This is a genomic window from Streptomyces sp. NBC_01351 (genome assembly GCF_036237315.1).
Classification (GTDB): domain Bacteria; phylum Actinomycetota; class Actinomycetes; order Streptomycetales; family Streptomycetaceae; genus Streptomyces.
Map to the genome: position 1 here is coordinate 8,117,481 of NZ_CP108356.1, position 12,074 is coordinate 8,129,554.

General features: G+C 70.8%; 10 protein-coding genes. All 10 read left to right on the plus strand.

Annotated features, from left to right (window positions below):
• The first annotated feature begins 130 nt into the window (after positions 1–130).
• The 10 genes from OG625_RS37320 to OG625_RS37360 all read left to right on the plus strand — a co-directional run bounded on the left by OG625_RS37320 (position 131) and on the right by OG625_RS37360 (position 11,834).
• Positions 131–790 (plus strand): TetR/AcrR family transcriptional regulator, encoded by a 660-nt coding sequence (locus OG625_RS37320; RefSeq protein ID WP_329389843.1) that lies wholly within the window; start codon positions 131–133, stop codon positions 788–790.
• A 65-nt stretch (positions 791–855) separates the two neighbouring features.
• Positions 856–1,269: a DDE-type integrase/transposase/recombinase gene (locus OG625_RS41500; RefSeq protein ID WP_443067840.1), complete on the plus strand. Its 414-nt coding sequence runs from the start codon at positions 856–858 to the stop codon at positions 1,267–1,269.
• A gap of 219 nt (positions 1,270–1,488) precedes the next feature.
• The gene (locus OG625_RS37325; protein ID WP_329389845.1) at positions 1,489–2,352 is read left to right on the plus strand and encodes a C40 family peptidase; all 864 of its coding nucleotides are present in this window, start codon (positions 1,489–1,491) and stop codon (positions 2,350–2,352) included.
• 70 nt (positions 2,353–2,422) lie between these two features.
• Positions 2,423–2,806: a hypothetical protein gene (locus OG625_RS37330; protein WP_329389846.1), complete on the plus strand. Its 384-nt coding sequence runs from the start codon at positions 2,423–2,425 to the stop codon at positions 2,804–2,806.
• Between the two features lie 680 nt (positions 2,807–3,486).
• On the plus strand, positions 3,487–3,726 hold the full coding sequence (locus OG625_RS37335) for a hypothetical protein (protein WP_329389850.1): 240 nt from the start codon (positions 3,487–3,489) through the stop codon (positions 3,724–3,726).
• Between the two features lie 117 nt (positions 3,727–3,843).
• A complete protein-coding gene (locus OG625_RS37340) occupies positions 3,844–4,650 on the plus strand; it encodes an HlyD family efflux transporter periplasmic adaptor subunit (protein WP_329389851.1) in 807 nt (268 codons plus the stop codon).
• A 23-nt stretch (positions 4,651–4,673) separates the two neighbouring features.
• Positions 4,674–6,932, plus strand: a complete 2,259-nt coding sequence (locus tag OG625_RS37345) for an NHLP family bacteriocin export ABC transporter peptidase/permease/ATPase subunit (RefSeq protein ID WP_443067930.1) — start codon at positions 4,674–4,676, stop codon at positions 6,930–6,932.
• A 1-nt stretch (position 6,933) separates the two neighbouring features.
• The gene (locus OG625_RS37350) at positions 6,934–9,822 is read left to right on the plus strand and encodes an NHLP bacteriocin export ABC transporter permease/ATPase subunit (protein WP_443067841.1); all 2,889 of its coding nucleotides are present in this window, start codon (positions 6,934–6,936) and stop codon (positions 9,820–9,822) included.
• A 73-nt stretch (positions 9,823–9,895) separates the two neighbouring features.
• Positions 9,896–11,170, plus strand: a complete 1,275-nt coding sequence (locus OG625_RS37355) for a globin domain-containing protein (protein ID WP_329389855.1) — start codon at positions 9,896–9,898, stop codon at positions 11,168–11,170.
• Positions 11,171–11,207: 37 nt separating this feature from the next.
• A complete protein-coding gene (locus OG625_RS37360) occupies positions 11,208–11,834 on the plus strand; it encodes a pyridoxamine 5'-phosphate oxidase family protein (protein WP_329389857.1) in 627 nt (208 codons plus the stop codon).
• The last annotated feature ends 240 nt before the right edge of the window (positions 11,835–12,074 follow it).

A 12,074-nucleotide genomic window follows, 5' to 3' on the forward strand; every position in this document is an offset into this window, starting at 1 on the left:
CTCACAGGGCACGCGTGGCACGTCGGCCCGCCTGCTGCCGGGTCGCTCGCCACCCTCATGTCCTCATTATGCGCGCAGTGCGTGCAACAGCAAGTGCATAGGTTAGACTGAGTCCGACGAGAGGGGCGAAATGGCAGGTAGAAGGCGCTGGTCGACCGAGGAAATCCTGGATGCGGCAGCGGAGTTGCTGCGCACGAGCGACACGGAGTCGTTCAGCGTGCGCAAACTCGCCGCAGCCCTCGGGACCGATTCCTCCAGTCTCTACCGGCACTTCCGCAGCAAGACCGAACTGCTGCGCGCGGTCGCCGACCGGATCCTCCTGGCCTCCATGGACGGCTACCGCGCCGAGGGCGACTGGAAGCAGCGCATCACCGCCCTGGCCCTGTGCGTGAGAGAGGCGTTCGGCCAGCAGCCCCAGCTCGCGGCGGTCTGGGGGCGGTACGCGTCAGGCGGCGCCGGTTCCCGGCTGGTCGTGGAAGAGGTGCTGCAGGCCCTGCGCGCGTCGGGACTGCCCGACGAAGAGATCCCGGTGCGCTACCACCGGCTCGCGGTCCTCATCGCGGCGCTGATCGCCTCCGAGGCCGGAGTCAGCACCATCACCCCGGAAGAGTACGAACAGGGCATGGAGCTGTTCCGCGTCGCGGTACTCGGCGCCGACCCCGAACGCTTCCCCGCCCTGGCCCACTTCGCCCGCGACGTCCGCCCCCTCGGGGTGGATCGCCGCGCCGCGTTCGAAGAGATCCTCGCCGCCCACCTCGCCCAGATCGAGGCCGCAATCCGCCCGAGCTAGCGGACTTGCTTGTCTATAACCGCCACGGTCTGTCGACACTCGCCCCCGCGGTTACGAACCCGCAAGTGGGCCGTGTCGACAACTCGCATCGGGAGTCAACGTCGGAGAACGGTCCTTCGGGTGCTTTCCGAATCGCCTCCCGATGCGTAGTCGGCTGGGCCACCTCCGACCACCTGGGCACTTCACTGGCCGCGGACGCGCTCAAGGTCGCCTGCCACCCGCGGAAACCAGCAGGGCCGGTCGTCTTCCACTCTGACCGCGGTAGCCAGCACACCAGCCACGCTTTCGCGGCCCTCGCGGCCGCCCGCGACATCAGGGTCTCGGCCGGATGGACCGGAGTGCGCAGGGACGCCCGCGCCGAGCCCTTGGTCGCAGGGCGCTGTTGTTCACCCCGCTCCCGCTCCGCTACCACCCTTGCCGCCCGTCTGCCGGCCCACTACGTCGCCTTCGACGTGTCGCAGGCCGACAGCGCCTATTGACGGCTGTTCAAAGAGCCTGGTGAGAGGGGGTTTCCCGGAAGTTTCCCGTTTCCCGTTGTGGTGGGCGACCCGCGCCTCCTCGACGTGGAGGGGTGGCGGGGCACAGTCTCGGAGTGCCCGGCGGACGGCCGGGCCGTGCTCCGTGCGACGAGCACGCCGCGAACACCACGACGAGCACGACGACCCGCGGGACACCGCGACGGGGACGGGGGAACGGACATGGCGATGCGGAGAACGGTGGGGGCGGCGGCGGTGGCGGCCGTGACCCTCCTGGCCGTGTGGGGAGGCCCCTGCGGCACTCCGGCGGCCGCGGCACCGGCACCGGCATCGAAGGCGGCGGGGTCGTGTGACGTGCTCGCCACCGGTGCCTCCGCGGTGGCGGAGGGGGCCGTACGGGCCGCATGCGAACAGATCGGCGTCTGGTACACCTGGGGCGGCGGCCACGGGCCGCAGCCGGGGCCGACGTACGGTCAGGTCGACCCGAGCGACCCGGACAGCGCGCACGACCCGGAGCGGCTGGGCTTCGACTGCTCAGGACTGGTCCGGTACGCCTACGCCCGTGCGGCCGGCGGTGACCCGCTGGCCGGCAACGCGTACCACCAGTTCCACGCGCCGCAGGTGCAACGGCGATTCACGGCCGCCGACGGAACCGCGCCGCTGCTGCCCGGGGACCTCCTGGCCTGGGGGTCCGGGGGTTCCATCCACCACATCGCGATCTACCTGGGCGCGGGGAAGATGGTCGAGGCCCGGGAATCGGGCACCCGGATCGGCGTCAGCGACGTACGGCTGGGCGGGGACTACGCGGGAGCGGTCCGCGTTGCCGCGGCGGCGGCCCCCGGAACGTTCAGCACCTGGGGCACCGATGTGTGGACGCACAGGGAGCCGTCCACCGCGAGCCCGCGGGTGCACCGGTTTCCCGGCCCGACCACGGTGCGCGTCGATTGCCAGAAGCACGCCGAACCGGTGACGGCGGAGGGCTACACCAACGACGCCTGGTCCTACCTGCCCGAGTACGAGGCGTGGATCACCAACATCTACATCAAGGGCGCCGCCTGGCTGGACGGCGTGCGCACCTGCCCCTGAGCACCACCCGCACCACTGATCACGCACACCCACCATCCGGCTCCCGAGGGAGCCCTTTCGAGGAGGAAGCATGTCCGCACGCAAGAAGATCGCCCTGGGTCTCGCCGCCGCCGCACTGGCGGGCGGCATGGCCACCGTGACCGGGCCCGCCCAGGCGACGCCCGCCACCGGGAAGAGCGTGGCCGCCGAATGCGGCGTCCGCGCCGACGGCAAGCTGTGGTGTGGCAACCGGGTCGGCGCCAAGGGCTACGAGCACCGCCGGTACAACTCCGCGGTGCGGGGGCCGCTGAACACGAGCCCCAGCTGGTTCCAGTGCTGGGGCCGCGGCGACCAGCACGCCGGCGGCAACAACGTCTGGTACTGGACCAAGTTGGACAACGGCCAGTGGGGCAACGTCGCGGCAGTGGACGTCCACACGTCGGTCGACCCCGCGCCGGGCCTGCGCGAGTGCTGACGCGATGAAGGCCGCCACCCCTCAGCTGGGGGGTGGCGGCCTTCGCACGTCGCCGGGGTCGTGGGGCGGAGCCCCGGAGGCCACTGCGTGACGGCGCATCAGGCGCGACGGCCGCTGCCCTGTACCGCGCTCAACGTTCCGGCGAGGTGGGGCAGGCTCCTGCAGGGCGGCCCTTGTTCGTCATCTCTGACAGTGCGTGACGTCCGGCCGCAGACAGACCGTGTCTGCCGCGACGTCAATGCCCTGCTCCACCCGCTCGTCGACCCCGCCCGCTCCAGGTGCGGGGGAGTGCACCCGGTGTGATGGGCCGGTCACGCCACGCGCCTTCGGGAGACCTCCACATCGTGTGTGCGACGGGGCGATCGGTCTTCACAGTTCCTCGAGATGGTCGACTTTTCTCAGGTCATTCATGCGCGTTTGTCCATTAGGTTCCACGCGGGCGGCGGGTCGCCCGTATCTGTTACTCGATCTTGCGGAGAAGTTGCCCCTATTCGGTGAATGAAGCTGCACACCGGTCATCCGAGGTGGCCGTCTCTCCGTGAAAGGGAGGGCAACCGGATTGGCTGGGCGGACCGTTCGCGTGCTTTCATCTTGCCCGCCGCACCCCTCGCACGAATGGTGGCCGAGTTTTGGGCCGCAGGGTGCCGCGCAATCCCCCCAACAAATGAAAGGTGCGCATCATGCGTAACGACATCGAGACCCGTGAGCTCGCCGACGACGAGCTGGACGCTGTTTCCGGCGGCATCATCAGCGTGTCCGGCGGCCTGGCCGGCGCCGTGAGCAGCGACGTCACCGACGTCGTGGGTCTCGTGGGCTCCCTCGACACCGTCCAGGCCGCGACCGGTCTCGTCTCCCACGTCCCCGGCCTGGTCTCGGGCATCACCGGCGTTTCGGTGAACACCGGTCGCGCCGGTCTCTGATTGGGATAACCCCATGAAACCCGGAGCATCCCCCACGGCTCCGGGGCTCATGGGTGCCCGCGCTGCCCGCGTTGCCGGCGTGCCCGACCGATACGAATGCAGTTGAAGGAATAGTCCGTGCAGTTTCGTCAAAAGGCTCTTTCCCAGCTGCAATCGCCCGAGGAACTCGATCTGCCCGTACGCTTCGCGCGCCCGCAGGGGCGGCTGGTACTGGCCGTCACCGTCATCGTCATGGCCGCCGCGACCTCCTGGGCCCTCACCGGCACCGTGTCCTCCAAGCTGTCCGCACCCGGCATCCTCACCCACGCCGAGGGCAGTTACGTGCTGCAGAGTCCGGTCGCGGGACAGGTGACCGGAGTCCTCGCCGAGGAGGGCCGGCTTCTGCCCGCGGGCGCGCCCCTGCTCACCGTCCGTACCGACCAGGGTGACCGGACCGTACGCACGGTGACCGGAGGCCGGTTGACGACACTGGTCGCCAAAGTCGGTTCGGTCGTCACGACCGGCGCGGATGTGGCGACGGTCGAACGGGTGGAGAGCCTGGACGACCCCCTGGTGGCCATGCTGTACGTGCCGGGCGGCACCGGCTCGACGATCCCGGTGGGCGCGCCGGTCGACCTGAGCGTCCAGTCCGTTCCCCAGCACCGGTTCGGCGTGCTGCGCGGCCGCGTCACAGCGGTCGGCCGCGCGCCCCAGACACAAGCGCAGATCAGCGGATTCCTCGGCGACAGCGGGCTCGCCGGACAGTTCTTCCGGCACGGCAACCCGGTCGCGGTGCTCGTGGAGCTGGAGCGCTCCTCCGCCACCAAGTCCGGCTACCAGTGGTCCTCCGCCGACGGACCCCCGTACGCGGTCGACTCGACGACTCCGGTCACCGGAGCCGTCCACCTCGCCGCGCAGCGCCCCGTCGACTGGCTGCTGCCGTGACCGCGCCGCGGTCGGGGGCACCTCTGCCGGCACCCCCACTGCCCCCCGCCGGGCGCAGGCGCCACCGCCCCGAGCCCAAGGGCGGCACGCGCCGCAGGCCCGCCCCCGCCTCCGCCCCCAAGGGCAGGACGCCCCGGGCCGTACGCACCCCCACCGTGCTGCAGATGGAGGCGGTGGAGTGCGGCGCCGCCGCCCTGGCCATGGTGCTCGGTCACTACCGCCGCTTCGTCGCCCTGGAGGAGCTGCGCATCGCCTGCGGCGTCTCCCGCGACGGCTCTCGCGCCGGCAACCTGCTCAAGGCCGCCCGCGGTTACGGCCTGAAGGCCAAGGGCATGCAGATGGACCTGGCCGCGCTCGCCCAGGTGAGCGCCCCGGCCATCCTCTTCTGGGAGTTCAACCACTACGTCGTGTACGACGGCACGGGCCGCCGCCTCGGCCGCAGGGGCGTGTACGTCAACGACCCGGGCCATGGCCGTCGGTTCGTTCCGATGGACGAGTTCGACAGCAGCTTCACCGGTGTCGTGCTCACCTTCGAGCCCGGCGACGGCTTCCGCCGCGGCGGCCGCAAACCGGGCGTCCTGGGCGCCCTGCCGGCCCGCCTGCGCGGCACCTCGGGCACCATGGCCGCCGCCGTGATCTCCAGCCTGCTGCTGGTGGCGGTCGGTGCGGCGGTGCCGGCCCTGAGCCGCACATACATCGACATGTTCCTCATCGGCGAGCAGACGTCGCTGCTGGGCGTGCTGTTCGCGGCGATGGCCGTCACCCTGGTGCTCACCGCGACGCTCACCGCGGTGCAGCAGGCCAATCTGCTGCGCGGGCGGATCATCTCCTCCACCCTGGGCAGTGCCCGCTTCCTGCGGCACCTGCTCAGGCTCCCGGTCACGTTCTACTCCCAGCGCAACCCCGCCGACCTCGTCCAGCGTCTCCAGTCCAACGACGCCGTCGCCGAGACCCTCGCGCGTGACCTGGCCGCCGCGGGCGTGGACGCCGCGGTGGTCGTGCTCTACGCGGTGCTGCTGTGGACGTACGACCCGCAGCTCACCCTCGTCGGCGTGGCTGTGGCACTGCTCAACGTCGTGGCCATGCGGATCGTGATCCGGCTGCGGGCCACCGGCACGCAGAAGCTGCGGGCCGAGAGCGCCCGGCTGACGAACACGTCCTACAGCGGTCTCCAGCTCATCGAGACGATGAAGGCCACGGGCGGTGAGAACGGCTTCTTCCGCCGCTGGGCCGGACAGCACGCGGTCACCCTCGACGTGCAGCAGCGGCTCGGTGTGCCCAGTGCCTGGCTGGCGATCGTCGCGCCCACGCTGGCGGCGCTCAACAGCGCGCTGATCCTGATGATCGGCGGCCTGCGGGCGGTGGAGGGGCACCTCTCCATAGGTCTCCTCGTCGCCTTCCAGGCCCTCGTGACCAGCTTCACCGCGCCGATCTCCCGGCTGGGTGGCGTCGCCGGACGGATCCAGGACTTCGCGGCCGACGTGGCCCGCCTCAAGGACGTCGAGAACTTTCCCGTCGACCCGGTCCACTCGCGGCGCGAGCCCGCCGCCGGCACCCGCCGCCTCAAGGGCCATGTGCAGCTGGACCGGATCACCTTCGGCTACAGCCCGCTGGACGCCCCGCTGCTCAAGGACTTCTCGCTCTCGGTCGGCCCCGGACAGCAGGTCGCGCTCGTCGGAGGCTCCGGCAGCGGGAAGTCCACCGTGTCCCGGCTGATCTCCGGCCTCTACACCCCCTGGGAAGGGGCCATCCGCATCGACGGGATGCGGTTGGAGGACATCCCGCGCGGCGCGCTGGCCGCCTCCGTTTCCTTCGTCGACCAGGACGTCTTCCTCTTCGAAGGAACCGTCCGCGACAACGTCACGTTGTGGGACCCCTCCATCCCGGACGACGCCGTCGTCGCCGCGCTGGAGGACGCCGCCGTCCACGACGTGGTCGCCCGTCGTCCCGGTGGCATCCACAGCCGTGTCGAGCAGGACGGCCGCAACTTCTCCGGCGGCCAGCGCCAGCGCCTGGAGATCGCCCGGGCACTGGTGCGCCGCCCCAGCGTCATGGTCCTGGACGAGGTGACCAGCGCCCTGGACGCGCTGACCGAGCAGGTCATCATCGACAACCTGCGCCGCCGCGGCTGCGCTTGCGTGGTCATCGCCCACCGGCTGAGCACCGTGCGCGACAGCGACGAGATCGTGGTGCTCGACCGGGGCACGGTCGTGGAACGCGGACGGCACGAGCACCTGGCCGCCGCGCAGGGCCCGTACGCCGAACTGGTCAGGGAGCACTGAAGTGACGTACCCGCACTACGCCACGGCTCTTCCCGCGGACCCGGGACCGGCCCCGGGCCAGGACGCCGACGCGGTCGTCGCGGCCCTGGGCGGACTCGGCTCGCCGGTCGACTGCACCGGCCTGCGCAGTCTGCCGCTGGAAGGCCCGCTCGTGCTGTGGCTGGTCGTGTTCGGCGCGTTGGACCTCTTCGCCGTCGATGCCGCGCAGGCCGGGCACTGGCACTTCCTGGGCCGGCTGGAGCCGGGCACCTTGCTGCTGGGCCCGGCCGAGGGCCCCGAACACAGCCTGGTCGGCCGGCCCCTGCAGGGGTGCCGGCTGCGCCGCATCGAGCTACGGGAGCTGCCCGGCCCGGAGTACGGCGCCCAGTACGACGTCCCACTCCGGCAGTGGTGGTCCGACCAAGCGGCGTACGGCGTCCCCGCAGCGCCACCGAGCCCTCTCGACGACGCCTTCGCGCGCGGCATCGGCCGCGGACTGCGCGTGCTCTACCAGGCACCGCTGGACGGTCGCGCCACCACAGGGCACAGCGGGGCCGACGACGACATCCTGTGGATGCAGATCCCCCCTGGCGCCGTCCAGTACGGAGCCGCGTACGAGACGGAGGCAGTGGGCACCCTCCTCGTCGACGGGGCGATGTGGCAGGGCATGGTCGACCAGCAGTACCGGCTGCTGTACGCCCTGGACCGCTGGATCGAGCAGCTCGAACGCGCCCACGAGGACCGTACGGCGGCCGGCATCGAGGCCGGTCAGGCCGCCCGTACCCAGGCGGACCGGGTGCTGCTGGCCGCCATCGACCGATCCGGCGGCCGTGCCCACCGGGGCGCGGGCACCGACGCGACCTTCGCCGCGTGCCGTCTGGTCGCCCACCACGCCCGCATCACGCTGTCCGAAGCGGGCGAGGGGAGTACCCCTACCGAACGGATGGACCCCGTCGAGCGCATCGCGCTCGCCTCCGGGATCCGCACCCGCACGGTCAGGCTCGGCGGGCCCTGGTGGCGGGAGAACAGCGGCCCCCTGGTGGGCCGCCGCGCGAAGGACGGGACGCCGGTCGCCCTGTTGTGGCGGCGTGGCGGCTACGAGGCGGCCGACCCCGCCACGGGCATGCGGCAGCGCATCGGCAGAGCCGACGCGGCCGCCTACGAACCGCGCGCCGTCATGTTCTACCGACCGCTCCCCGACGGGCGTGTCGGCATGCCGGCCCTGATCCGCTTCAGCGTCCGCGGAACCCTCCCCGAACTGCGCAGCATCGTCCTGGGAGGGCTGGTCGCGGTGGCCCTGGGCGCTCTGGTGCCCATCGCCACCGGGCAGGTGCTCGGCCGGTACGTACCCCGCGCCGAGAACGGCCTCATCGTCCAGACCACCCTGGCACTCATCGCGACCGCCGTCGTCTCGGCCGCCTTCATGCTGCTGCAGAACACCTCCATCCTGCGCATGGAGGGCCGCATCGAGGCCACCCTGCAGCCTGCGGTGTGGGACCGGCTGCTGCGACTGCCGACGAAGTTCTTCACCGGCCGTTCCACCGGCGAACTGGCCAGTGCGGCCATGGGCATCAGCGCCATCCGCCGTGTGTTGTCCGGTATCGGCTCGGTCTGCGTACAGGCGAGCGCGGTGGGCACGGTGAACCTCGTCCTGCTGCTCGTCTACAGCGTCCCGCTGGCGATGACCGCCGTCGCCATGCTCGCCGTCATCGCGGCGGTCTTCCTCGGCCTGGGGCTGTGGCAGCTGCGCTACCAGCGTCGCCTGATCGAGCTCGGCAACCAGCTCAACAACCAGGCCTTCCAGACCCTGCGCGGGCTGCCCAAGCTGCGCGTCGCGGCGGCCGAGAGCTTCGCCTACGCAGCCTGGGCCAGGAAGTTCGCCCGTACCCGCGAGCTGCAGCAGCGCATCGGCCGTCTGCAGAACGTCATTACGGTGCTGGGCGCGGTCTACCTGCCGCTGTGCACGCTGGTGATGTTCGTACTGCTGGCCGGACCGGCCCGTGGCGCCATGTCCGCTGCCGAGTTCCTCACTTTCAGCACCGCCCTGACGATGCTGCTGTCCTCGGTCACACAGCTGACGGGCGCACTCATCTCGGCCGCCGCCGTGCTGCCGATGTTCGAGCAGGTCAAGCCGATCCTGCGGGAGGTCCCCGAGGTGGCCCGCTCCGGCAACCGACCGGGCGACCTGACCGGGGTCGTCGAGGCCAAGAACCTGTCCTACCGCTACGGCGAAGACGGCCCGCTGGTCCTGGACGACATCAACTTCCACATCCGGCAGGGCGAGTTCGTCGCGGTGGTCGGGGCCAGCGGCTGCGGCAAGTCGACACTGCTGCGGCTGCTCATCGGATTCGACAAGCCTTCCGAGGGCAGCGTGCTGTACGACGGCCAAGACCTGGCAGCACTCGACCAGGCGGCCGTGCGCCGCCAGTGCGGCGTCGTCCTGCAGAACGCCCAGCCCTTCACCGGCTCGATCCTCGACTGCATCTGCGGTTCCGGGGTGTTCTCGCTGGAGGAGGCCTGGGAAGCCGCAGCGATGGCGGGGCTGGCCGAGGACATCAAAGCCATGCCGATGGGCATGCACACCATGCTGTCCGACGGCGGCGGCACCATCTCAGGCGGGCAGCGCCAGCGGCTGATGATCGCCCAGGCTCTCATCCGCAAGCCGCGCGTCCTCTTCTTCGACGAGGCCACCAGCGCGCTGGACAACGAAGCCCAGCGCGTGGTGATGGGATCCACCCGCTCCCTGCGCGCCACCCGCATCGTGATAGCGCACCGGCTGTCCACGATCACGGACGCCGACCGGGTCATCGTGATGTCGGACGGCCGGATCGTCCAGCAGGGCCCCCCAGCCGCTCTGCTCGCCGACACGGCAGGTTTGTTCCACGACCTGGTCCGGCGCCAGCTGCGATGACCCGCCGATCGTCGAACCGGTCAGGCCCGGCCGAAGCAACCGAAATGCACGTGTCACGACTTCTGGAGGACTCATGACCGCCCCGTTCCTGAGGTTCCGGATCGGTCGGCCGAGCAGCACCCCTGCCACCTCCGCCCTCCCGACTCCCGAGGACCCGGTACCCGTCCCGGCCGCGGACATCGCAGACACCGCAGCGCCGGAGCCCGTCGAAGCCCCTTTGACGGATCACGAGACAGACCTCATCAGGGCGTCCCTGTCGGTGGTCGAGCCGCTGGCCGCGGAGATGACGGTCTACTTCTACGCCATCCTCTTTGCCCGCTATCCAGAGGTCCGTCCGATGTTCCCGCCGGGGATGGATGCCCAGCGCGGTCGCCTCCTGCGCGCCCTGTTGCGCATCGTGGACCTGGTCGACGACCCCGAAAGCCTGGTCCGCTTCTGCGGACACCTCGGCCGGGACCACCGGAAGTTCGGCACCCTCGCCGCGCACTTCCCTGCCGTGGGCGAATGCCTCCTCGCGTCTCTGGCCCGCTACGCCGGCCCGGCGTGGACCGCGGACATCGCCGCCGCCTGGACGAAGGCATACGGCGCGGTCGCCCAAGTCATGATCGGCGCGGCCGAGGAGGACGAAGCGCTACGGCCCGCCGTGTGGCCCGCCACGATCGTGCGCCGGGTCCCGCGCGGACACGGCATCGCCGAGATCACCGTACGTCCCGACCTGCCGTACGAGTACGCCGCCGGACAGTACGTGAGCGTCGAGACCCCGTGGTGGCCGAAGCAGTGGCGCTACTACTCCGCCGCCAACGCACCCCGTGACGACGGCACGCTCACCTTCCACGTGCGCGCGGTGTCCGGCGGCTCGGTCAGCGACGCGCTGGTACACCGGGCGGCGGTGGGCGACGTGATCCGGCTGGGGGCCCCGATGGGCGACATGGTGCTGGACGCGGCCGTCCACCGCGAGCTGGTCTTCGTCGCCGGCGGCACCGGTCTCGCCCCGATCCGCGCACTCGTCGAAGAGGTCGCCCAGAGAGGGGGACGCCATCAAGTGGACCTGTTCCTCGGCGCCCGCACCGGCGCCGAGCTGTACGGGGTCGACGACATGCTCCGGATGGCCCAACGGCACCACTGGCTCACCATCAGGGGCGCCGTCTCCCACGAGTACATCCCCGGAATCCGGGGATCCCTGCCGGAAGTCCTGGCCGAGTACGGGCCGTGGTACCAGCACGACGTCTTCCTCAGCGGCCCTGCCCGGATGGTCGTCTCCGCCGGCGAGACGCTCACCCGGGGCGGCACCCTGCCCGAACGCATCCATCACGATCCGTTCGAGACTCCCGTCCTGTTCACCCGCTGAGCCGCTCCTCCCGCTCCGCCCTCCCAGGAGAACCTTCGTGACCTCGCCTCCGCCGCCTTTCGGATCAGCAGGTGAACACCATCTGCAGCAGCAATTGGGCACCGCCGACCGTGCCGCCCGCTTCTACGATCAACAGGTACGTTCCTGCCTCACACCCGCGATGCGCGGGTTCATCGCGCGCCAGGCAATGGTCTTCCTGGCCACCGCAGACTCCCACGGGGAGTGCGACGCCAGCTTCCGGGCCGGACCCCCGGGATTCGTCCACGTGATCGACGAACAGACCCTCGCCTACCCCGAATTCCACGGGAACGGCGTACTCGCCAGCGCCGGCAACATCACCGAGAACCCTCACCTCGGCATGCTCTTCGTGGACTTCACCCACCATCACGTGGGGCTTCACGTCAACGGTGTGGCCCATGTCCACCGCGACAGGGAACTACGCCACATCCACCCCGGCCTGCCTGCGGACATCGCGCCCGGGCGCAGTCCCGATATATGGGTCCGTCTCACCGTCGAGGAGGCCTACATCCACTGCTCCAAGTTCATACCCCACCTGGAACCAGCTCACCGTCCCACCCGCCACGACGCATCCCGCCCCAAGGACCCGGACTACTTCACCCAGCCCGATCCTCACTCGGCAGCCACGGGGCGCGGGACCTGGTGAGGCCGGGCGGGCCGGGGCAGCCCCGGATAACCATGTTGATTCCCTGCTGCCTTGCCCCGCGTGACAGAGGCCCGACGCGGCAGTAACGAACCGACGAGCCGTCAGCGGAAGCACACGGCGAGGCCGGGATTCTCGGCGGCGGCCGGGGGCCCGGTCTCCTGGGGATGCACGGCCCGGGTGAGGGCGCTTGTAGCCGCCTTCCGAGGACGCGGAGACGGTCCCATGGTGATGGCACGGCCT